We start from the raw sequence: 21009 nt of genomic DNA on the forward strand, positions 1-21009 counted from the left end.
GTTGAACTCCGGCCAAGGATCGCGCGTGAGTAAACGCGTACCTATGACGGCCTCGGGCAAGATCAAGCTTGTCGAAGAATTAACCCGTCTGAAGGCCGTGGAACGGCCGAAGGTTGTTAAAGAAATCGAAGAGGCGCGCGGCCACGGGGACCTGAGCGAAAATGCGGAATATCACGCCGCCAAAGAGAAGCAGGGTCATATTGAAACCAGAATTCGGATGCTCGAAGACGTGGTCGGCCGTGCGGAAGTGGTGGATCTCTCTAAAATCGACGGATCGAAAGTGGTTTTCGGCGTGACGGTCCGACTCTATGACACGGACGCGGAAAAAGAATTGCGTTACAAAATCGTGGGGGAATTGGAAGCGGATATTTCAAAGGGGCTGATCTCGATTTCGTCACCCATTGCAAAAGCCTTGATCGGAAAAGAAGCGGGAGACGAGGTCACGGTTCAGACGCCGGGCGGCTCCCGGGAATTGGAAATCATCGAAATTTGTTTGGAGTAGGTCCTGGCGTCCCGAGTACGACTCTAATCAAGCGGAAGCGCGGCTCACTCTTCCTTCGGGATAAACGCGCGTCAGGACCTCTCGCAGGACATTCAGGCCGCTCTGCGTGAAATCGGTAAACATGATTCCGATGCCGGCCCGATTATCCGCGGAACGTCCGGTCTGATGGCGGATGACCTGGCCCCGGAGTTTCAGATGGGAACCGGTGGCGTCGCCGAGGGAGAACTCCAAATCGACCATTGTACCGATCGGTAGCAACGTACCGGTCAACACGAATACGCCGCCCGGGCTCCAGTCGCCGATTTTTTCGAGAAGAGGTGGGGAATTGCCCCGCTGGTAAACTTTCACGGGGATATCGATGAGAATGCGCCGGTAGAGGCGCTCGTTTCGAATTTTCTTCCACTCCAAGCGGAGCCGGTCTACCCACCACATACCCAAGATCAGTATGCCCAAGTTGATGGTGCGACGTCCAGTGAGAACGGTTTTTAGAAGTTTCGTTCCGGCCGTGGAATGGGTAAAGTACGGCGCAAATTCAAGCGGAGAGGTTTTCGGTGTCGGGAATTCGTTGTGCAAAATGTGGAGCGGAGTGTGCCGAAGGGGCTCGTTTCTGTACGGAATGTGGCAGCCGCATGTCGTCCTCCGGTATCGATCCTCGTGTTACGGCCATAAACAATCTGCTTCTTTTGGGAATTGCGCTGCTCCTTCTGGCCTTGGTGATGCAGGGGGTCTGATGGGGACGCTTTCCTTTCTAGCGCGCCGGTTTGTCGCGGGGGAGACTCTGGAAGAGGGTATCGACGCCGTACGAACTCTGAATGTCGGCGGCGTGATGGCCACATTGGATGTTCTGGGGGAGAATGTTTCAAACGAGCGCGAAGTTGAGGCGGCGGCGGCATCCTACATTGAGCTCCTACGGGCCATCGGCCGGGCAAAGATTCAATCGAACGTTTCTCTGAAGTTGACCCAAATGGGCCTCGACATCGGGGAAGACTATTGCCTTGGCGTTATGCGCAGAATTGTCGCGGAGGCGATGCAGCACAACAATTTCGTTCGGATCGATATGGAAGGGTCGGCTTACACGGAGCGCACCCTGCACCTATTTCAAGAGCTGTATTCGAAGTTTCCGAATGGCGTAGGCATCGTTCTCCAGTCCTATTTGCACCGAAGCGAGGAAGACGCCCGAAAAATGGCCTTGCTCCGCGCGCCGGTTCGTGTTTGCAAAGGAGCCTATAAAGAACCGACGTCGATCGCCTATCAGGACATGGACGACATTCGGCGAAGTTACCGATCGATGGTCGAGGTTCTCTTAAAAGGGGGTTCCCACGTGGGGATCGCGACGCATGATGAACGATTGTTACGATGGGTCGTTGAATGGACGGGTAAGGAAAATGTTCCTCGCTCCCAGTTTGAGTTTCAAATGCTCTACGGCTTGCGGCGCAAAAGAGCTCGAGAGTTGGCCTCCCAAGGTTATGCGGTTCGCTCGTACGTCCCTTTTGGGACGCACTGGCTTCCTTATTTCGTTCGCCGACTTCGCGAGCGAAAGGAAAATATTTTCTTTGTTCTAAAGAGCTTGGTCACGGATTAAGCCGTTTCTACATTTCCGCCTCCGCCGGTTTATCGAATCGCGGAATCTGAGTGGCCACCAGGCCGCAAGATATGATGAGAACGGCGCCTGCCAAAGAGACGGCATCCGGCCGTTCCCCGAAAAAGAGGACCCCGAAGATGAATGCCAAGAACGGGATGCCGTAAAAAAATAAACTGATTACGCTGGCTCTCTCCAACTTGTAAGCCCGTGTCATCGTCAGTTGCGCCAAAGTCCCAAAGAACCCGCCGCCGAGAAGCAAAATCGCCGTGCGGTAGTTGAAAGGACGCCAACCGATCCAGGCCAAGGGAAGCGACGCGAGGGTGGCGATGAGATGAAAATAAAAGACGATCGTGATCCCCCGGTCCCTCTCGCTCAGTTTTCGGACCGACAGATAGGCAAGGCTTCCCAGGAAGCCGGCTCCGATCGCCGCCAGGTGGGGCAAGAGATCGCGATGGGCCTGGGGTCTGACGATGAGTGCGATTCCGGTGATGAAAAAAGGGAGCAACCAAAAAATCTTTCGGGACACTCGCTCGCCCACGATCGGAAAGGCCAGAAAGGCCACAAAGATCGGCGAAGTGGCCTGTAGAACGGCGGCGTTTCCATATGGAATTCTCACCAGGCTGAAGAAATAGAGCGCGAGCGAGAAAAAACCGATGATCCCGCGAGTCACCAGTAATGGAGACCGCGATCCCAACAGCGGTGCTTTCCAACGCCGAGCCAGCAAGACAAGAATGGGCAAACCCACGACGCTTCGAAAGAACAGGATTTGGCCGGTGGATGCCGCGCCCGAGGCGGCCTTTGCGCACGCGCCCATGCACGCGAACAGGAATACAGCCACGAGCATCCAGGAAATGCCACGATTCATGCTTTAGTGTCCCGAGCCCGACATATCTTGATAGACGGCCGCCGCTGAATCCCGGCTGGCTGCGTTGTTCCTCGTCGGCGTGCAGCCTTGCAAGTACGCCTTCGTCGTCACGCCTTGCCATCCGGGCGCAGCGGCGTCCTTTGTTATCAAGCTATCTCGGGTTCGGGACACTGGGAGAGGCGTTAACCGCCAGAGCCTTTAAGCGACGTGGCCAAGTAGGGCTTCTCCGTATCGATCGGAAGGAAGTAACCGCTGTTTGCAGGGTCCGGCTGATAGGGGACGACGATCACGCCTTGGACAATTTTCCGGCGGCCGCCGGCGTCGGTTGAAATCGCGTTGACCAACAACATTCCTGCGCGACCTGTGCCGGAGACGAAATCGCTCCTTCGTACGAGAACCACTTGGGTGTTGGGAAGCGCCGACCCCATGAAGTTACAGATGACGTTCTTGCTGCTAAGGATCGCATCGAGATCGCTCGATGGATCGAATGAACTCGGGCATGGAGGATCCCAGGTCGAGCTCGAGCCGCAGCAAGCGGGGTAACCCCCCGAATTGCACGTACAGGCGGGTTTACCGCCTGTGTCGCAGGTGGAACCGGGATCCTCCGGTATGCACATGCTTCGAACCAGAAAATTGATGTCCTTCTCCTGACCCGGGGAATACAGGCTCTTCAATGAATCGGTAAGTCCCGGATCGACGATCTCCTGCACACGTTGAATGGTCTTCTGAATTCCGGTCTCCGCGCCGTACTGGGTGGCCACCGACGCTCGGTAGAGGCCGGCCTTTAGGATCCCTTGGCGAGAGGAAGAAAGCCCCCAGATCCCAACCAAGGCAGCCACGACGATAATAATCATCAGGATCACCAGCGCCGTACCGTTCTCAGACGAATGCGCGTGCGAATGTTGTCGTCGGACAAGGCTCAATTGGGTTCCCACGGTACGTCCGATATTCCGGCTCGATGGTTCGCCGAACGCGCCATCACAAAGAGCCAGTCCGACAGCCGATTCACAAAAACCAGAATAGCCGGATTCGCTTTTCCTTCGCGCACTAACGGGGCGATCCGCCGCTCCGCACGCCGGCAAATCGTGCGGCTCAAATGAAGAAGTCCGGACGCGCGGCTTCCGCGCGGCAAGATGAACTGACGGAGCGGTTTAAGTTTCGCTTCGGCGGTGTCAATTTCCTGTTCCAATCGTTGCGTGGGTTCATCCGAGAATCGGACGATTTTTCCAGAAAGGGAATTGCCCCCCGAGTCGTAGGGCGCGGCCAAATCGGTCCCGACGCCAAAAAGCTCGTTCTGAATTCGCGTGAGGGCTTTTCGAAGGGAGGCGTCGATATCTTCGCTGCTCAATAAACCGAGACTCGCGTTCAGTTCATCGATCGTTCCATACGCTTCGAGGAGCCCATGGTCCTTGGGAACCCGAGTGTCTCCTAGGAGCCCTGTATCTCCGCGATCTCCGGCTTTCGTGTAGATTTTCACAAAAAAATTATCATATCATGCCAAGCCCCGGCCCCAAGTTTTGCGGCCTTCGCCCGCCGGGGTCGATTTGAATGGGTGGAGGAATCCTGATAATTTGAAAGCGTCTATGGCGTACATCATCTGCCAGCCCTGCGTGGGCGTGAAAGACAAGGCGTGCGTGGAAGTCTGCCCGGTCGATTGCATCAAAGGGAAAGAAGAGGACAAACAGCTCTACATCAACCCGGATGAATGTATCGACTGCGGCGCATGCGAGCCGGTTTGTCCCGTCACCGCGATCTTTATCGAAGAAGAAGTCCCCGATAAGTGGAAAGACGACATCGCGAAGAACAAGAATTATTTTAAGTCCCCGGGATAGTTTCTTCGAGAGAACACCGTTCCTTCGCTATTTGAATAAGTAGAACCGGTCTCATAAATGTTTTCTGCTGCGACCGGCTGCAAAGCCCGTGCTCTTTGTTCTCGGGTCAAAACGTCCTCAACGTACCTATTCAAGTACGCTTCCGGGCATTTTGACCCTGCGGCCTTGATCACGGGCTTTTCGCCCGGTCTCGCGACGAATCCATTTATGAGACCGGTTCTAATTATTGAAGCTGGGTTTCGAGGTTATCTAGGGCTTCTTGCGCGACCGTATATTCAGGGTTGGCGACCAATGCTTTCTTCAGCTCGTCCCCTGCTTTGTGAAGCATTCCCTTCTTGGTGTAAATGCGGCTGAGATTGAAGTGTGGAAAACAGGGGCTTTCGTATCGTCGCGCTTGTGTGGCGCGCTCCAAATAGGGAATCGCCTCGTCGTCCCTTCCCATTTCAATGAGGTACGCGCCGATGTCGTTCCACGGGTTTCCAAATTCAGGATCGATCGCAATGGCCCGCTTGCACTCCGCGATCGCTTCCTCGTATCGTCCCAAAAAACTGTAAGCCCAGCCTAAAAACGTGTGCGCTTCTGCAGTGGGGTCGAGTTCGATCGAACGTTTGTACATGGCGACCGCTTCATCCAGCTGTCCCTGCATCTGGTATTCGTACGCCTTGGCAAAGAGCGTACGGGCATCGACCTTTCGAGCTTCGCTCACGGATGGTGAGCTGTGTATCAACGCATGGGAAAGGTGTAAAGGGCGAGAAGCTCGCTCGCCACGTGGCGCATGACATGGTATAAGCTCCGCGTGGCCGGACATGACGCAGAGCTCGCAGCGGCGCTGGGTAAAGTCGCAAGCGGTATCTTTGTTGTGACGACTAAAATAGGGCCGGAGGAGTCCGTCCTGCTGGCGTCATGGGTTCAACAGGCGTCTTTCCAGCCGCCGACGTTGACGGTGGCCGTTCACAAGAATCGTTCAATCGGATCCTTCCTCGGCCGAAAGGCGCATTTTGCCGTTCACGTCCTCTCGAAGGACAATCGCGATCTTTATCAACGCTTCGTAAAGGGCGTTCCAGTGGGGGAAAAGCCCTTTAAGGGCCTGAACGTGAAGGAGGGCGCGTCGGGCATTCCGATTTTGATCGACGCCCTGGCGGTGCTCGAATGCAGGGTTCGAGATCATGTGGAATGTGGCGATCATCGACTGATCATCGCCGATATTGAGTCGGGCCGTATCCTGAACGACGGAGAAGCTTGGGTGCATATTCGGAAGAACGGATTTGGATATTAAGATGCCCGGGCGAGGTTCGAATTTGCCGGCCCTGGTGATTCACGGGGGAGCGGGCAGGAAGCTAGCTTTGGTCCTTCGCGAAGAAAGGGTGCGAGAATCACTCCATCGAATCGTTACGGAAACGTTCCATCGTCTTCGGACCCAGAGCGCCCTCGATTGTGTGGTCTGGGCCGTGACGCAACTTGAGGACGATCCGCAGTTCAACGCCGGGACCGGAGGCGCGTTACAGCGTGATGGCGTAGCGCGTCTGACGGCCGGGATCAGCGACGGGGAGAGCCGCAAGTGTTCGGGCGTGATCAATGTGGAAAAAGTGAAAAATCCGATCCTGGTGGCTCGCGCGCTTCTGAAAGAGCAAGATCGAGTCCTATGCGCCGAAGGAGCGCGGAAATATGCCCGCACGCGGAAATTCGGCGCGTACAATCCGGCGACGGAGAAGACATTGAAAGAGTGGAGATCAAGTGTCGAAGGACGGCACTTCACTTCCGAGGAACGATTCGGAACCGTGGGGGCTGTAGCCGTCGACCGCCGGGGCCATGTTGCCGCGGCCACTTCGACCGGTGGAAAGGGAATGGAGGTCGTGGGCCGTGTCAGCGATTCCGCCACCGTGGCGGGAAACTATGCCTCGAGAAAAGCGGCGGTTTCGACCACGGGCGTCGGCGAGGAGATCGTCGAGGCGGCGCTCGCCGCGCGTATCGTGACCCGTGTGGACGACGGCCGCACGCTTACCGCAGCGTTTCAAAAGACATTTCGCGAGCTCCGAGCCATGAAGGGACGAGGCGCCGCTATCGGCGTGGACTGGCATGGACACGTCGCCGTGGATGCGACGACCCAATGTGTTTTGCACGCAATTCACACTCCGAAGAGGATTGAGATTTATCCGTAGGGACCGGAGAAATGTCGTCGCCTGAAAACATCGAGGTACTGGTAGTCGATTCGGATGCGACGCTCGCTCAAGCGATGCATACGATTTTGACGACGGAAGGTTTCCGGGTGGCCGTGGCCCGTGACGGCGAAGAGGGGCTTAAGAAGTTTCAGGAGCTTTCTCCGCGGGTCGTAGTATTGGAGGGGCTCATTCCCAAATTGAACGGCGTGGACCTCGCCAAAGCCATTCGATCCACACCCGCCGGCGTAAACGTCGGTATCCTGATGGTGTCCGCTGTTTACAGCGGGGTGAAATTTCGTCCTCAGCTTCGAGAAGCGGGCATCGGTGATGTGTTGGCGAAGCCGTTTAGGCCGGAAGTCTTGGCGGAACGGGTCCGAGCACTCGACGCAAAATCGGCGCTACAGCCGGCAAAAACCGTCCAAGAACTTAGATCCCGGCCTTTCGATCACAAGGGTTCGATTCAAGATGTCCCGTTCATCCGAATTGTATTTGTTCTTCACACGTCGCACGATACCGGCACCCTCCGTCTGGAACAGGGCTCAACGAAAAAACTGGTCACGTTTGAAAATGGCGAACCGAAACTCGTCGTTTCGAATCTCGAGCGCGAGTGCCTGGGGCAACTCTTGGTCAAAAAGGGGCGTTTGACGACAGAAGAGTGCCAGCGATCCATCGAGATGATGTCCAAGATGAAGAAGCGTCAGGGTGAAACGCTGATTCAGATGGGTTTGTTGGAGCCGTTTGAACTGGAGGAGACCCTTAAGCAACAGGCCCGTGAAAAATTCTGTGAGATTTTTGCTTGGCGAGAGGGGACGTACTTGTATGTACCGGGGCGTGTCTTTCGAAAGGAATTAACGCCGGTCGATCTTTCCGTGCCTCAGCTCTGTCTACGGGGAGTCAAGGAGCATTACAGTCTCGCCGGCCTCCAACAGGAATTGGCGGGCTGTCTCGACCGAGCCGCTAAGATTCCAAAAGGGACCCCTTATCAAACCGATGAATTTAAATTGGCGACCTGGGATACCAAGATTGTCCAACAACTTCGCCACGGAAAGACGGTAAAACAAATTCTCCAGGCGCGGCTGGCTCGGGATCTGGACGTTTACCATTTGGTCTACACGTTTTTCATGCTCGGAATGATCGAGTTTGAAGGGGGGGCGACGAAGGTTGAGCACCCCCCCGCAGCCGAACCTCGTCCGTCCACGCCGTTTGAACTGCTGGGCATCTCCGCGGAAGCATCCGATGAGGAAGTCCGCAGGGCCTTTGAGGCCAAAGTCAACGAGGTTGGAGACGACCCCGCTCGGTCGGCCCGGACGCGCGAGTTGCGCGAGGCCTATGCTGCGATTGCAACGGCGCAAGGGCGTCGTGACTATTTCATACGGTTGTACGAAAAAGGAGAAAAACTTCCCCCTGAAGGACGAGACAGTTTTGCTCCCCGCGAATTGATCGACATCGGGAAGAAGTATCTGGAGAAGAAGGATTTTAAGCGCGCTCGCCAAGTGTTCACCGACGCCGTGAATTTTTTCCCCGACGAGGGACTTCCGTGCACGTATTTGGGGTATAGCGTGCTCCGCGCAGCGGCAGCCGGTGAAACCGTGGACAACACGGAAAAGGAGAGGGCCAAGAAAGCGATGATCCGAGGCACGCAGCTATCTCCCAACGATGCGGAAACGCACTACCTCGTGGGGCGAATCTTCGCGCTGGAAAAGAACTACGAAAAAGCGCTGGCGGCATTCCGAAAAACGCTCGCCGTGAAGCCGAATTTCTTGGAAGCGGCGTCCGAGCTGCGTCTGATCGAACGCCGAATGGAAAAGGAAAAAGAAACGAGCTTTATTAAATGGAAACGCTAGTTCCCCAGAGGATTTTATGAAGCTGGGGCTGCAGCCGCACCGCTAGTCCGCAACTTCGCACCCACTCCGCCAGTGTAACGAGGGGAAGTACCTCCGATACGGCGGAAAAAAGAACGGGGCAACGACGGGTGAGCTCATATCGTTGCACGACCTCCACGGACCAATCGAAGTCCTCCCGATTTCCGATCACGAATTTCACCTCATCTTTGGATCGAAGGTGCTCGATGTTTTCCCAGCGGTTGTGCCGGGCCATTCGACTCGATGGGCATTTTATATCGACGATACGAATCACGCGGGGATCGCATCGAGATATGTCATGCGCCCCGGACGTTTCCAGCAAAACGGTCTTCCCCTCGTCTGCGAGCTGTTTGAGTAGGACGTGGACGTTCTTCTGAAGCAGCGGTTCTCCTCCCGTAATCTCGACCAGCGGCGTCCCGCATTTATTTACTGTCCGGAGGATTTCCTCCAGCGACATGCTTTTCCCTTGGTAGAACGCGTACTCCGTATCGCAGTACGTGCATCGAAGATCGCATCCGGTGAGGCGGACGAAGACGCAGGGAAGCCCTGCCCACGTGGATTCCCCCTGAATCGACGAATAGATCTCGTTAATGGTCAGCTCGGTAGGCATGCGGAGTTTTGCTCGATATCCTGAAATGGCCGTACTTGACAATAGGAGGTATGCTAATTTGGTGCCGAGTTTCTTTGCCTCCCTTTCCGAGCAGTGGGAAGTGGGGGACGTTATCTTCTTGGTCTCTCTGGCGATTTCGGTTCTGACCATCCTCTACGCGATATCGCTCGTACATCGGAAGATCCGTTTGATTGAAGGCGAAATCCAAGCGATGCGAAAGGACCAAACGGTCATCAGCGAGGAGCTTGAACTGATCGCTTCCGCCAAGGGTGGCCGGCGTACGTAAAAAGCGGTTTCGACCGATCATCGCCGGATTGATTCTGGCCGCCGGCGAATCCAAGCGGTTCGGTCGCCCTAAAGCCCTTGCGCAATTCGGCTCCCAAACGGCGCTATCTCTTTTGGTTGGCGCGGCTCGAGCCGCGAAACTCGATCCTCTTTTTGTGATCGTCGGGCATCATGCGGAAGACATTCGGGAGGAATGTCGATCTTTGGGCGTGCGCGCCGTCGTGAATGACGAGTGGAAGTGGGGTCAGCTTTCGTCGCTGCAGGCCGGTCTGCGCGCTCTTTCTTCGTCTGTACAGGCGGTCGCGATGTTTCTGGTCGATCACCCGCTCGTACCGGAAGAGACGATCAAGCAATTGATTCGCAGCTATAAATCGGACCCCTCCAAAGTTTATCGACCGGTGGTGGGTAGAAAGGGGGGGCATCCGGCGCTTTTTCCCCGGTTATTCTTCGATGAATTGCTTCGACTGGATCCCCGAGAAAAATCGGCACGAGACGTATTTTTCAAGCCCGGTCGGTGCGTGGATTTGAAGGTAGAGGACGCCGGCGCGACTCTGGAATTCGATACGGAAGAGGGTTACCGAGGGTTGCAGCGGATATATGGGCAAAAAAAAAGCGACAAGCGACAGAACGCACGTAAAGAGGTTTCGCTTTTCGAGGAGTGAGCTACACGTAAGGTCGATAAAGTCCTGTTGCCAGGCCCCATCTTCCGCCCTCGTGGTTTTCGTGCGCTATAGAGATTTAACGACTGCCGGTCTAGGAAGCTTATGGCTTGCTTCCAACCCTTACGCTCTTCGGTTTCCCTGAGCCCTAGGGCACTCAACCAGAAGCCGGCCTGAAGCCTTATCGCTCAGCTTCAGTTTGTCCTCTTCTGCGCTTCGACGCCACCTCGGCGTTTTACCCCTACGCTCGCTGCTTTTCTACCGACGTCCCACGTCGACCGTGATCCGCCTTCGGAAGCACCTCGCATAAGCTTTTTGACCCTACAGCATATCCGGATGAAGAAGCTCTTTTGTTCATCTTCCTTTTGAGAAGACGTCCTGCAGGTTTTGCCCTTCCCGCAGGAAGCCCCGCTCGCAGGGTTTGGCTACCCTCACAGCGGACTTTGTCTCTCCATCCTTGGAAGCCTCTTTCAGCTCCCAACGCTCGTGGGTTTCGCCCTTCAGAGCTTTAACCCCTCTCTTGGTGGTCGAAACGACGTTTCCGTCATCTCTATTCGCTCTTGCGCTTTTCTGCATAACCTCGTCGGCCACGCATCGGCGCTTCAGCGCGTTCATCCCACCCAAAAAGCCGAACCCCTTGTTGCTACCCGGAGGGTTAGTCCAGGTCGGGATCGTATGCTCTCTTGGGCTTTGCAGCCTTCCAGGTGCTCTCTCTCCGCGGACGGTTCAAAGATCATCTCCCTCTCTGAACTCCCCTCGCATCCTTATTCTCTCTCCACCTCGCAGTGGAGAGATTCGTGGATCTCAGGGGTTTACGTACCACGAAGATTGGCTTTCCCCTTACGGGGCGCCGACCTGCCTGGCCTTTTCGGCCGACTGTCACCGCCATCTCTTCGAAAAGGTAACTCGCCGCGGACTATTTTTTCACCTCGGAGGACCGAAGAATCTTTCAATCCCTCAGCATCTCCTCTTAGCGGCCAGCCCCTTCTCTCCTTTCGGGAGATAGTGGCCTGTTTCCGGCCCCTCTTCCGGCGATCTCTCGCCTGTCGAGGCGGACCATATTCATGTCACCTCACCGGGTCAACGACTCGATTTGTTCCCGTTCGGTTTTTTTTCGAGTCTTGTATTTTCAACGACTTAGAGGTCCGTTCGAAAAATCGTTTTGTGATGGATCAGAGGCGATGGTGCATTGAACCGCCAGGGGACCCGTATGATTTCGAGACAGCATCGAAGTAAGCTTTCAAGCGGTGATTGTTAAGGGACGAGCCGTACGGTCTTCAGGGAACCATTGAACGATAAGAAATTCCCGACGTTCAGTAGAGATCTCTCAGCGGAGCAAGGGAGGCAGCGCTGGTTTTCAATAGACGTAGGAATGGTTGGGAAAATTTACTGAAAAAAATCCGCCGAAATTGAATTTGACGTCAATCGAACGGCGTGTGAATTTACGGGCCCCCGATGTCTTTCAAAGCTACGAGCAAGGTGCGCGAGCGCGTCCACGGCATGTTCAACGTCAATGGAGAACGGGCGGAAATCGCGTTTGCGCCCCACAAGACGCTCCTGGAACTCCTGCGCGAGGATCTTGGGCTCACAGGTACGAAACATGGATGTGAATTGGGCGAATGCGGTGCTTGTGCCGTACTCGTCGATGGTAAATCTATCCTCTCTTGTCTCGCCCTGGCTTTGGAATTTCAGGACAAAGAAATTACGACCGTCGAAGGATTGGCCGCAGACGCAAACCTGCATCCTCTGCAGGAAGCCTTTGCCGATCTTGGGGCGGCCCAATGCGGATATTGCACGCCCGGAATTCTCTGCACGGCCAAGGCACTGCTGGACAAGAATTCTCATCCCTCGCCGGGAGACATTCGGGAAGCGTTATCGGGAAATCTCTGTCGTTGTACGGGGTACTTGCAGATTCTTGAAGCCGTGCAGGCGGCCGTCCAGAAAATCGCCCAAAAGCGATGAAAAACAAGTTTAAAATCATCGGCCGGGCCCGCCGGCGCGTCGACGCGCGCGCGAAAGTGACGGGCCAGACCCGATTCGCCGACGACATCTTTCTTCCCCGGATGCTTTATTGCCGGCTTTTACGTTCCGAAGTTCCTCACGGTCGTATCGTGTATATCGATGTTTCTAATGCCAAAAAGGTCGACGGCGTCAAACTCGTCCTGACGGGCGAGGATTTTCCGATCGCGTACGGCATCCTGCCGGTGAGCCAGGACGAACATGCCCTTTGCCGGGAGAGGGTCCGTTTTGTCGGCGATCCTGTAGCCGCGGCGATCGCTCTCGATGAAGACACGGCCACGGAAGCTCTGGATCGCATCAGGGTGGAATACGAACCGCTCATGACGATATCGGATCCGGAGGATGCCTTGTCTCATCCGGAACCGCGCATTCATGACTACGGTGACGAAGGAAACATCCATAAATTGGTCTCGCTTCAATTCGGCGACGTCGACAAGGGATTTGAAGAAGCGGATCACCTGTTCGAGGACTGTTTTTTCTATGAAGGGAACACGCATCTCGCGATCGAACAGCACGCTTCGGTTGCTGCCCTCGATCCGGACGGAAAACTGGTCGTCTGGTCGAGCACGCAGACGCCTCATTACGTCCATCGCGCTCTTGCGAAGGCGTTGGCTATGCCGGCTGCCCATATTCGCGTCATCGCGACGCCCAACGGCGGCGGATTCGGGGGAAAGAGCGACCCGTTCAATCATGAAATTGTCGTCGCCAAAGCCGCGCTCTTGACCGGCCGACCGGTGAAGATCTGCCTGACCCGCGAGGAAGTGTTCTATTGCCACCGGGGGCGCCATCCGGTCCTCATGCAATTTAAAACGGGCGTCAAAAAGGATGGTTCGATTACGGCGATGAAGCTTCGAACGGTGATCGACGGGGGTGCGTACGGCTCCTACGGCGTGGCGAGCACGTTTTACACCGGGGCTCTCCAAACCGTGACGTATAAAATCCCGAGGTATCAATTCGAAGGGTGTCGCGTGTTTACGAACAAGCCGCCGTGTGGTCCGAAGAGAGGTCACGGCACACCGCAACCGAGGTTCGGACAAGAAGTTCAAATCGACAAGATCGCTGAGGCACTGAAAATGGACCCGGCCGAACTTCGCCTTCGCCAACTGGTGGAACCGGATTCGCTGACGGCGAACTATCTTTATGTGAATACGATCGGTCTTAAAAGTTGTATCGAAAAGGTGGTCGAAGGTTCTCGTTGGAAAGAGAAATTTCGAAAATTGCCGAAGGGGAGGGGACTCGGGCTCGCCTGCTCCTCGTATTTGAGCGGCGCCGGGCTCCCGATCTATTGGAACGCGATGCCGCATTCGGGCGTCCAGCTCAAATTGGATCGCGGGGGCGGAGTGACGGCATTGTGCGGAGCGACGGAGATCGGACAAGGTTCGGACGACGTTCTGGCCGCGTGCGTGGCCGAAGTCCTGGGCGTGGATCCGTACGACATCCGTCTCGTCACGGGAGATACCGACCTGACGCCGGTGGATCTCGGTTCCTATTCGAGCCGCGTGACACTGATGATGGGAAATGCCGCGATTCAGGCCGCGGACCGTGCCCGGGAAATGCTAGCGCAAGCCGTATCGGAAAAACTGAATGTCCCGCTTTCGCGTCTTCATTTCGAAAAGCGGCGCGTATTCGATCTCGAACGTCCGGAAAGCGGCGTGGATTTCGCCGAAGCGGTGATTTTGGCGGAATCGAAATTCGGGACGATCGGGACGGTCGGTTCGTATCGTCCGCCCGATTCTGCCGCCAAATATAAGGGAGCGGGAGTGGGGCCGTCCCCCACGTATTCGTATAGTGCTTGCGTCGTGGATGTGGAAGTCGATGTCGATTCCGGTTGGATTCATATCCCTAAAGTATGGATCGCTCACGATATCGGCCAATCGATCAATCCCACGTTGGCCCGTGGTCAAGTTGAAGGCAGCGTATACATGGGGCTAGGTGAGGCGTTGATGGAAGAACAGGTGTTCAGGCGTCTGCCCAACCATCTTTCCAAGGCACTCGTACATAAGAACCCTTCGATGCTGGAATACAAAAGCCCGACGTTTTACGAAATGCCGGAGGTGGTGACGTATTTGATTGAAGAGGGAGACAGCCGGGGGCCCTTCGGCGCCAAGGAAGTGGGCCAGGGGCCGCTCCTTCCCGTGCCACCGGCCGTGGCGAACGCCGTGTATGACGCTGTCGGTGTGCGAATCGATGAAATCCCGGTCACACCGGAAAAGATTCTTAAAGCTCTCGAACAGAAGGCGAAGGGAAACGCAGGGCGCTACGGGCCAAAATCGATTCCGTCGGTACCGTGGCCGAAACCGTTACATGTGACGCTTCCCTGGGAGGGCGGAGACGGCCGGGCCGTGGGGCAGGAGAAACGAAAATGATGCGCCTTCCGAAATTTCGGTACGTTGGTCCGAAAACCATCGAAGAAGCTGCGCATATTCTTCAGAGCGAAGGTCCCGACGCGATGCCTCTGGCGGGCGGGACCGATCTCTTTCCCAACATGAAGCGGCGGCAGCAGACACCCAAAGTAGTCGTCGGGTTACGCGGAATTGAATCGCTCTTTCGAACCAAGGTGGATCGGAGCGGAATTCAGCTCGGGCCGATGCTGAGTTTGACCGATGTGGTTGACAACCATGGCGTTCGAGAAGCTTATGGAGCGCTTTACAAATCAGCGGTTCAGGTCTCTACACCCCAACTTCGGAACATGGGGACGCTGGGGGGCAATCTTTGCCTGGACACGCGCTGTAATTATTACGATCAAGGATACGAATGGAGGAAAGCGATCGACTTTTGTATGAAAAAAGACGGAAAGATCTGTTGGGTCGCACCCTCCAGTCCCCGCTGCTGGGCCGTTTCGTCCACCGACACGGCGCCCGCACTCATCACTTTGCGCGCGAAAGTCACGCTGGTCTCGAGACAAGGGGAACGGACGATCGATCTGGATCAGTTCTACGCGGATGATGGTATGAGCTATTTGACGAGAAAGCCGGGCGAGCTTCTTGCCAATGTGTCGATTCCGGATTCCAGCGGCTGGAAGAGCACGTATTGGAAGCTCCGGCGACGCGGATCGTTCGATTTTCCAGTTCTATCCGTGGCCGCTGCGGTCAAGGTGTCGAAAGGAATCGTGGAGGAGGCTCGAATCGTTCTCGGCTCGGTGGCATCAAGCCCGCTTTGGCAGAAAGAGGCCGGAGAAATACTTCGAGGGAAAAAACTGACGGATGATGCGATCGCCGCCGTATCCGAATCGTGCTTCAAACCTTCTAAGCCGATGGACAATACCGATTTCGAATTGGCCTGGAGAAAGAAAATGGTCCGTTTCTTTGTGTCGGGTGCATTTAAAGAACTCCGCGGCGACGATATTCGTGACATCAAGAATCGATCGATGCGCACCGAGCTTCCTACGCACGCGTAGAAGGTCGCTTGGAACTGAATCTTATCGTTAGACGTAAAATTTCGCTCCCATATCAAGGTATTGTAAGTCTAGTTTCTAAGTGATATCATGATATCAATCATGGCCGCTCAAAGAAACGGACGGATTCTTCTTCGAATCCCAGGGGAGCTCCACGGCAAGCTTCGAGACGCCTCCCGCCGGGAAGAAATCTCCCTGAATGGACTACTAAACCGGATCATTGCACGCGGAACTTCGATTCCGACGCACGCTTCGGAAGTCGATCAACCTAATAATGAACTCGTACGACGTATACGCCACTCGCTCGGTGACGATCTGGAAGCGATCGTTCTCTTTGGTTCGGCGGCCCGAAGAGAAGAGTCAGCACTTTCCGACGTTGATCTTCTCATCGTGTTATCGGCTGGGAAAAATTTAACTTCCGACCTCTACCACCGTTGGGCACATGCCTTTTCACAACCTTCAGATCGCCGGTTATCTCCCCATTTTGCCGCCCTCCCCCTCGATGTTCAAAAGGTCGGAAGCCTCTGGTTCGAAGCCGCTCTTGAAGGGGTCGTCCTTTGGGACCGCTCCGAAAGGACAGGAAAGCTGCTCATGGATCTTCGAGGACAGATGGCGGAACAAAAGCTCCTTCGGAAATGGTCTCACGGGCATCCGTATTGGGTGAGGACCGAATGAAAAACCGGTCCCTCACCAAAGATTATTTAATCCGGGCCGAGCATCGCTTGGCGGCGGTGGACCTCCTCTTTTCGCGTGGCGCATTCGCCGATGTTGTTCGAGAGGCACAGGAAGCCGTGGAGCTGATGCTCAAAGCCCTCCTTCGAACGGGACGGATTGAGATTCCAAGAATTCACGACGTGGGGGATATCCTTCTCGAAAATCGGCAGCGATTTTCTAAAGATGTTCAACCCCATCTTGAACGCTTTGCCGAGATTTCACGGCAGATGAGGCGAGATCGAGAACTCGCGTTTTACGGATCGGAAGATCTAACGCCGAGCGAGTTCTATAAGAAGGCGGACGCCGAGCGAGCGCTGGGAGACGCACGGTTCATTTGGGAAAAACTGCGCCCCTTCGCAACGTAACCCGCAACGGTAGAATCAGTCGCCTTTAAGCGCGACTTTGCAGGAGTCCGAAAGCGTCTCCTGCTTTTTCAAACATTGAAGTATTCGGCCTCCGCCCGGTTCGACTCCCTTGCAAAGCGTGTCGGCGTCTTTTTGGCATGGCCCCATCTCTTCCGCTCGGGACGGCGGAGCCGGCATCTCGAGACAGGCCGAGATAAGTGCGAACATAAATATAGAGCCCAATTTTTTCTTCACGGTGTTCTCTTCAAAAGACATAACGCAAGACATCGTGGACGGAAAGCGTGTAGAACGAACCGTCCGATTTTTCAATCGGCACATGTCGAAAATTCCCCATCGCCATTTTGTTCAATGCGTATGCGATCGTGTCGTCCTCGCTCAGCACTTCCGGGGAAGCCGTCATCATTTGTTCGACCGCATAATCCGATAGATCGACACCGGGGCGGCCCAATTTATGAAGAAGATCCCGCTCGGTGAAGATGCCGGCCAGTTTTCCGTCCTCCATGACCAAGACGCAGCCGTTCCCCGTTTCTTTCATCTTCTGAACGACCTGCTTGACCGTGCCGCTCGGTTTGGTGATCAGAGGTTCACGGACACCGACCTTCCGAATCGTGTCTTTCATGATCTTTTTCTGCCATCCCTCCGTCGGGTTCGGCATTCCCCCTTCATGCGTGAGCGAGGCTTGGCATTCATCGCAATGATCGGCCCCCTCCAGATTCTCGTACCCGCAGAAGGAACAGAGCATGTTACTTAACCTCCCAGGTTTCGGAACCGCGGAGGAGCTTGCCGAGATCGCCCTTGCCCTTCATGGTTTTCACTTCTGCGATCTGGCCGTGGAGCATTTCCTCGTACGTCGGCTTTTGGACGCTCCGCACGACGCCGATCGGCACCGGATAATTCGGGTAGTCCATCCGCGTCAGCATATAGGCGATCGTCGGGTTCTCGGCATGTTCGTCATGAACGAGGATGTCGGCTTCCGTCACGCCGTTCTCCCCGATCGTCACAATTTCCGGTCGGTTGTCCTTCAGGCGGATTCCTTTTTTCCGATCCGCTCCGAAAAGCATCGGCTTTCCATGCTCCAATGCCAACAACCGATCGTCACGAAATTCACGTTCGGTGAGGTTCTTGAAGGCGCCGTCGTTGAAAATATTGCAGTTCTGGTAAATCTCGACGAACGATACCCCTTCGTGGCCCGCCGCTCTGCGAACCGTCTCGGTGAGATGTTGGGTATGGACGTCGATCGTTCGCGCGATGAACGTAGCCTCGGCAGCCAGGGCCAGAGAAAGCGCGTTGATGGGGTAATCGATCGATCCGTACGGAGATGATTTGGTCTTCTTCCCCTTCTCCGAGGTGGGGGAATACTGGCCTTTCGTCAAGCCGTAGATCCGGTTGTTGAACAGAAGGATGTTGAGGCCGACGTTTCTCCGCAGGCAATGGATGAAATGATTCCCGCCGATGGAAAGTGCGTCGCCGTCTCCGGTGACCACCCATACCGTTAATTCCGGCCGGGATACTTTTAGTCCCGTGGCAAGAGTCATCGCCCGCCCGTGAATGCTGTGGAAGCCGTACGTCTTCATATAATAAGGGAAACGGCTGGAACACCCGATCCCTGAGATGAACACGTGGTTTTCTTTCGGAATGTTCAACGTCGGCATCAGACGCTGGATCGACGCCAAAACAGCGTAGTCGCCGCACCCGGGGCACCATCGGACTTCTTGATCGGAGACGAAATCGTCTCGGGTCAAATTTAGAGGTTCAGTCATATTAGTTTTTCCACCGCCTCTTTCACTTCCGCAATTTTAAACGGCTGTCCCTGGACCTTGTTCAGTCCGATCGCATCGACCAGGAATTTGTGTCGAAGCACGAGTTTCAACTGCCCTAGGTTCAGCTCGGGAACGAGTATCTTTTCGAAGCGCTTTAGGACTTCGCCCAGGTTCTTGGGCATTGGATTCAAATAACGGATGTGAATACTGGAGACCGCTTTCCCTTCTTGCTGAAGGGCCTCAACGGCCGTCGTGATCGCGCCGTACGTACTGCCCCATCCGACCACCAATACTTTTCCCGATGGCTTCCCGTAGATTTCGATGTCGGGAATGTCCTGTGCGATTCGCTCGATCTTGGCCGCCCGTAGACGGACCATCTTGTCGTGGTTGATCGGGTCGTAGCTGACGTTTCCGGTGATGTCCTGCTTTTCCAAGCCGCCGATCCGGTGTTCCAACCCCTTTGTCCCGGGCACTACCCAGGGCCGTGCCAGGGTCTTCTCATCCCGTTGGTAGGGTTGGAAATTTTTCGCATCCACCAGATGTTTGATCTCAAACTTCTTGAGCGACTCAACCGAGGGGACTTTCCATGGCTCGGCGCCATTGGCGAGATAACCGTCCGAGAGAAAGAATACCGGCGTCATGTACTTGGTGGCGATCCGAAACGCCTCGGTGACGAACGAAAAGCATTCGCCGGGAGTTCCCGGAGCGACGACCGCAACGGGGCATTCGCTGTTCCGCCCGTACAACGCTTGCAGAAGGTCCGCCTGTTCGGTCTTCGTCGGAAGGCCGGTACTGGGTCCTCCTCGCTGAACGTTGATAATAACCAAAGGAAGTTCCGTCATGACGGCGAGGCCGATCGCTTCCGACTTGAGAGCGACGCCCGGTCCGCTCGTTCCGGTCACACCGAGGTGCCCGCCGAACGAAGCACCGATCGCGGCGCCGATCGCCGAGATTTCATCTTCCGCTTGAAACGTTCGGATGTCGAAATGCTTCTGTTTGGAGAGTTCATGCAGGATGTCGCTGGCCGGCGTAATCGGATAGCTGCCGTAAAAAATCGGCTTTCCCGACAGCTGAGCGGCCGCAATCATTCCGAGCGCGGTCGCTTCGTTTCCCGTAATTTGGCGATAAAGGCCGGGGGCCAATGGCGCCTCGGGAACGCGGTAATGCGTGCCGAAGGCCTCGGCGGTCTCGCCGTAATAGTAGCCCGCCTTCAATGCCCGGCGGTTCGCTTCGGCGATCGCGGGAACTTTGGAGAATTTGTCGTCGATCCACCGCAGCGTCGGCTCCATCGTTCGATCGTAGAGCCAGAACATGAGTCCGAGTGCGAAAAAATTCTTACAGCGGTCCTGTTCTTTTTTGGAGAGACCCAAGTCTTTGAGCGACTCCTCGGTCAGCTTGTTCATCGGGATTTCAAAGACCCGGTAGCCGGAGAGCGACTCATCCGCCATGGGGTTCTTGTCGTACCCCACTTTTTTGAGATTTAGTTCCGTGAAGCTGTCGGTGTTGACGATCAAAATTCCGCCCTTCTCCAGATCGCGGAGATGAACTTTGAGTGCGGCCGGATTCATCGCGACCAGGACGTTCGGCTGATCGCCCGGCGTTCGAATATCATGGCTCGAAAAGTTGAGCTGAAATCCGCTTACACCGGGGAGCGAACCGGCGGGTGCGCGGATTTCCGCGGGGAAATCCGGAAACGTGGCGATGTCGTTTCCGATGATCGCCGAGGTCTGCGTGAACTGAGTTCCCGTGATTTGCATCCCGTCGCCGGAATCACCGGCGAATCGGATCGTCACGGAATCAAGTTCTTGAGTAACCGTCTTTTTCGACGAACGCGCCTGTGCGGCCTTCACGTCCTTGGCTTGGCCTGGGTCCGACATAATTCGATTCATCCTCCTTCGGGGGTCAGCATTTTTTGGTTCAATCTGGGCGGAAGATTCATGACTTCGGCGGGAAAATGTTCCGCCAGGAGTCGAATGATATTTCGTACCGACAACACGCCGAGCAGCGAATCATCCTGTTCGAAGATCGGTATGTGTCGAATGTTTTTCTTCCGCATGACGTAAATTGCTTTTCGAAGCGGTTCGTCGGCTTTCATGAGTGTTGCGGGGGAGGTCGCAAACTTCCGGACCGGTTCGTTCCAGGTGATCGCTTCATTCATCACGCGAATCAATAGATCCCGTTCCGTAAAGATCCCAACGACCTTGTTCGCGGCGTTTCCTCGGGAGATGACGACCACTGAACCGACCTTTTCCTTCCGCATCGATTCCACCACTTCTTCGAGGGGTGCGTCCTCCCGCGCCACCACCCCTGGCGCCAAATTCAGTTGGCGAATCAGGTAGTTATGCAGCAGTTTTTCCGGTGTTTTTGTCGTAGAAATCCCGTTTTTTCGGCGAAAACTATA

Annotated in this window: 24 protein-coding genes and 1 pseudogene; 13 read left to right on the forward strand and 12 right to left on the reverse strand. The window is 55.4% G+C overall.

The window, feature by feature from the left end; genetic code table 11:
• The first annotated feature begins 25 nt into the window (after nt 1-25).
• Nucleotides 26-502, forward strand: coding sequence for a transcription elongation factor GreA (greA, locus tag VI895_01760; GenBank protein HLG18526.1), 477 nt, complete (start codon nt 26-28; stop codon nt 500-502).
• Between the two features lie 27 nt (nt 503-529).
• Here greA and VI895_01765 read toward each other — a convergent pair whose 3' ends face one another.
• Nucleotides 530-1075: a PilZ domain-containing protein gene (locus VI895_01765; GenBank protein ID HLG18527.1), complete on the reverse strand. Its 546-nt coding sequence runs from the start codon at nt 1073-1075 to the stop codon at nt 530-532.
• Between the two features lie 157 nt (nt 1076-1232).
• Between VI895_01765 and VI895_01770 the strand changes: the two genes are divergently transcribed.
• Nucleotides 1233-2084, forward strand: a complete 852-nt coding sequence (locus VI895_01770; protein HLG18528.1) for a proline dehydrogenase family protein — start codon at nt 1233-1235, stop codon at nt 2082-2084.
• Between the two features lie 7 nt (nt 2085-2091).
• Here the strand turns inward: VI895_01770 and VI895_01775 are convergent, their stop codons facing one another.
• The 3 genes from VI895_01775 to VI895_01785 form a co-directional block, all read right to left on the reverse strand.
• Nucleotides 2092-2949, reverse strand: coding sequence for a DMT family transporter (locus VI895_01775; GenBank protein ID HLG18529.1), 858 nt, complete (start codon nt 2947-2949; stop codon nt 2092-2094).
• A gap of 182 nt (nt 2950-3131) precedes the next feature.
• Entirely contained in the window at nt 3132-3884 is a 753-nt protein-coding gene (locus VI895_01780) for a hypothetical protein (GenBank protein HLG18530.1), read from the reverse strand.
• Nucleotides 3869-4426, reverse strand: a complete 558-nt coding sequence (locus tag VI895_01785) for a cob(I)yrinic acid a,c-diamide adenosyltransferase (GenBank protein HLG18531.1) — start codon at nt 4424-4426, stop codon at nt 3869-3871. The genes VI895_01780 and VI895_01785 overlap by 16 nt, the downstream gene beginning before the upstream one ends.
• 106 nt (nt 4427-4532) lie before the next feature.
• Between VI895_01785 and VI895_01790 the strand changes: the two are divergent.
• Nucleotides 4533-4739: pseudogene (locus tag VI895_01790) on the forward strand (ferredoxin family protein).
• A 265-nt stretch (nt 4740-5004) separates the two neighbouring features.
• Here VI895_01790 and VI895_01795 read toward each other — a convergent pair.
• On the reverse strand, nt 5005-5487 hold the full coding sequence (locus tag VI895_01795) for a tetratricopeptide repeat protein (protein ID HLG18532.1): 483 nt from the start codon (nt 5485-5487) through the stop codon (nt 5005-5007).
• A 69-nt stretch (nt 5488-5556) separates the two neighbouring features.
• Between VI895_01795 and VI895_01800 the strand changes: the two genes are divergently transcribed.
• Genes VI895_01800 through VI895_01810 form a run of 3 tightly spaced genes read left to right on the forward strand, consistent with a single transcriptional unit; the run spans nt 5557 to nt 8784 of the window.
• Nucleotides 5557-6057, forward strand: a complete 501-nt coding sequence (locus VI895_01800) for a flavin reductase family protein (GenBank protein HLG18533.1) — start codon at nt 5557-5559, stop codon at nt 6055-6057.
• A gap of 1 nt (nt 6058) precedes the next feature.
• Complete coding sequence (locus VI895_01805) at nt 6059-6940, forward strand: isoaspartyl peptidase/L-asparaginase (GenBank protein ID HLG18534.1); 882 nt, start codon at nt 6059-6061, stop codon at nt 6938-6940.
• Nucleotides 6941-6951: 11 nt separating this feature from the next.
• Nucleotides 6952-8784, forward strand: coding sequence for a response regulator (locus VI895_01810; protein ID HLG18535.1), 1833 nt, complete (start codon nt 6952-6954; stop codon nt 8782-8784).
• On the opposite strand, the gene VI895_01815 is transcribed toward VI895_01810, so the two are convergent.
• Nucleotides 8768-9412, reverse strand: a complete 645-nt coding sequence (locus VI895_01815) for a radical SAM protein (protein HLG18536.1) — start codon at nt 9410-9412, stop codon at nt 8768-8770. The genes VI895_01810 and VI895_01815 overlap by 17 nt on opposite strands.
• A gap of 61 nt (nt 9413-9473) precedes the next feature.
• Between VI895_01815 and VI895_01820 the strand changes: the two genes are divergently transcribed.
• Nucleotides 9474-9698 carry a hypothetical protein gene (locus VI895_01820; GenBank protein ID HLG18537.1) on the forward strand — a complete coding sequence of 75 codons (225 nt, stop codon included), beginning with the start codon at nt 9474-9476 and terminating at the stop codon, nt 9696-9698.
• Nucleotides 9682-10359, forward strand: a complete 678-nt coding sequence (locus VI895_01825; protein HLG18538.1) for a nucleotidyltransferase family protein — start codon at nt 9682-9684, stop codon at nt 10357-10359. The genes VI895_01820 and VI895_01825 overlap by 17 nt, the downstream gene beginning before the upstream one ends.
• Nucleotides 10360-10710: 351 nt before the next feature.
• On the opposite strand, the gene VI895_01830 is transcribed toward VI895_01825, so the two are convergent.
• Complete coding sequence (locus VI895_01830; GenBank protein ID HLG18539.1) at nt 10711-10947, reverse strand: hypothetical protein; 237 nt, start codon at nt 10945-10947, stop codon at nt 10711-10713.
• An 864-nt stretch (nt 10948-11811) separates the two neighbouring features.
• Here VI895_01830 and VI895_01835 point away from each other — a divergent pair.
• The 5 genes from VI895_01835 to VI895_01855 all read left to right on the forward strand — a co-directional run bounded on the left by VI895_01835 (nt 11812) and on the right by VI895_01855 (nt 16848).
• Nucleotides 11812-12318 (forward strand): (2Fe-2S)-binding protein, encoded by a 507-nt coding sequence (locus tag VI895_01835; GenBank protein HLG18540.1) that lies wholly within the window; start codon nt 11812-11814, stop codon nt 12316-12318.
• The gene (locus VI895_01840; GenBank protein HLG18541.1) at nt 12315-14741 is read left to right on the forward strand and encodes a molybdopterin cofactor-binding domain-containing protein; all 2427 of its coding nucleotides are present in this window, start codon (nt 12315-12317) and stop codon (nt 14739-14741) included. Before VI895_01835 ends, VI895_01840 begins: the two co-directional genes overlap by 4 nt.
• Entirely contained in the window at nt 14738-15772 is a 1035-nt protein-coding gene (locus VI895_01845; GenBank protein ID HLG18542.1) for a xanthine dehydrogenase family protein subunit M, read from the forward strand. Before VI895_01840 ends, VI895_01845 begins: the two co-directional genes overlap by 4 nt.
• Before the next feature lie 99 nt (nt 15773-15871).
• On the forward strand, nt 15872-16444 hold the full coding sequence (locus VI895_01850; GenBank protein ID HLG18543.1) for a nucleotidyltransferase domain-containing protein: 573 nt from the start codon (nt 15872-15874) through the stop codon (nt 16442-16444).
• Complete coding sequence (locus tag VI895_01855; protein HLG18544.1) at nt 16441-16848, forward strand: HEPN domain-containing protein; 408 nt, start codon at nt 16441-16443, stop codon at nt 16846-16848. Before VI895_01850 ends, VI895_01855 begins: the two co-directional genes overlap by 4 nt.
• Before the next feature lie 15 nt (nt 16849-16863).
• Here the strand turns inward: VI895_01855 and VI895_01860 are convergent, their stop codons facing one another.
• From VI895_01860 to VI895_01880, 5 genes are read right to left on the reverse strand one after another with little or no spacing between them, the layout of a single operon-like run.
• Nucleotides 16864-17082, reverse strand: coding sequence for a hypothetical protein (locus VI895_01860; GenBank protein ID HLG18545.1), 219 nt, complete (start codon nt 17080-17082; stop codon nt 16864-16866).
• A gap of 10 nt (nt 17083-17092) precedes the next feature.
• Nucleotides 17093-17590, reverse strand: coding sequence for a CBS domain-containing protein (locus VI895_01865; GenBank protein HLG18546.1), 498 nt, complete (start codon nt 17588-17590; stop codon nt 17093-17095).
• A gap of 1 nt (nt 17591) precedes the next feature.
• Nucleotides 17592-18608: a 2-oxoacid:ferredoxin oxidoreductase subunit beta gene (locus VI895_01870; protein HLG18547.1), complete on the reverse strand. Its 1017-nt coding sequence runs from the start codon at nt 18606-18608 to the stop codon at nt 17592-17594.
• Nucleotides 18605-20485 (reverse strand): 2-oxoacid:acceptor oxidoreductase subunit alpha, encoded by a 1881-nt coding sequence (locus tag VI895_01875; GenBank protein HLG18548.1) that lies wholly within the window; start codon nt 20483-20485, stop codon nt 18605-18607. The genes VI895_01870 and VI895_01875 overlap by 4 nt, the downstream gene beginning before the upstream one ends.
• 8 nt (nt 20486-20493) lie before the next feature.
• On the reverse strand, nt 20494-20913 hold the full coding sequence (locus VI895_01880) for a CBS domain-containing protein (protein HLG18549.1): 420 nt from the start codon (nt 20911-20913) through the stop codon (nt 20494-20496).
• Nucleotides 20914-21009 lie beyond the last annotated feature (96 nt).

This window comes from Bdellovibrionota bacterium (assembly GCA_035292885.1).
GTDB lineage: Bacteria > Bdellovibrionota_G > JALEGL01 > JALEGL01 > DATDPG01 > DATDPG01.

Excerpts from the sequence above, each read along its gene's own strand:
- VI895_01865 (HLG18546.1), bottom strand. The coding sequence starts at position 17,590 with ATGCTCTGTTCCTTCTGCGGGTACGAGAATCTGGAGGGGGCCGATCAT.
- VI895_01875 (HLG18548.1), bottom strand. The coding sequence starts at position 20,485 with ATGTCGGACCCAGGCCAAGCCAAGGACGTGAAGGCCGCACAGGCGCGT.
- VI895_01770 (HLG18528.1), top strand. The coding sequence starts at position 1,233 with ATGGGGACGCTTTCCTTTCTAGCGCGCCGGTTTGTCGCGGGGGAGACT.
- VI895_01810 (HLG18535.1), top strand. The coding sequence starts at position 6,952 with ATGTCGTCGCCTGAAAACATCGAGGTACTGGTAGTCGATTCGGATGCG.
- VI895_01840 (HLG18541.1), top strand. The coding sequence starts at position 12,315 with ATGAAAAACAAGTTTAAAATCATCGGCCGGGCCCGCCGGCGCGTCGAC.
- VI895_01850 (HLG18543.1), top strand. The coding sequence starts at position 15,872 with ATGGCCGCTCAAAGAAACGGACGGATTCTTCTTCGAATCCCAGGGGAG.
- VI895_01845 (HLG18542.1), top strand. The coding sequence starts at position 14,738 with ATGATGCGCCTTCCGAAATTTCGGTACGTTGGTCCGAAAACCATCGAA.
- VI895_01855 (HLG18544.1), top strand. The coding sequence starts at position 16,441 with ATGAAAAACCGGTCCCTCACCAAAGATTATTTAATCCGGGCCGAGCAT.
- VI895_01815 (HLG18536.1), bottom strand. The coding sequence starts at position 9,412 with ATGCCTACCGAGCTGACCATTAACGAGATCTATTCGTCGATTCAGGGG.
- VI895_01870 (HLG18547.1), bottom strand. The coding sequence starts at position 18,608 with ATGACTGAACCTCTAAATTTGACCCGAGACGATTTCGTCTCCGATCAA.
- VI895_01805 (HLG18534.1), top strand. The coding sequence starts at position 6,059 with ATGCCCGGGCGAGGTTCGAATTTGCCGGCCCTGGTGATTCACGGGGGA.
- VI895_01775 (HLG18529.1), bottom strand. The coding sequence starts at position 2,949 with ATGAATCGTGGCATTTCCTGGATGCTCGTGGCTGTATTCCTGTTCGCG.
- VI895_01835 (HLG18540.1), top strand. The coding sequence starts at position 11,812 with ATGTCTTTCAAAGCTACGAGCAAGGTGCGCGAGCGCGTCCACGGCATG.
- VI895_01800 (HLG18533.1), top strand. The coding sequence starts at position 5,557 with ATGACATGGTATAAGCTCCGCGTGGCCGGACATGACGCAGAGCTCGCA.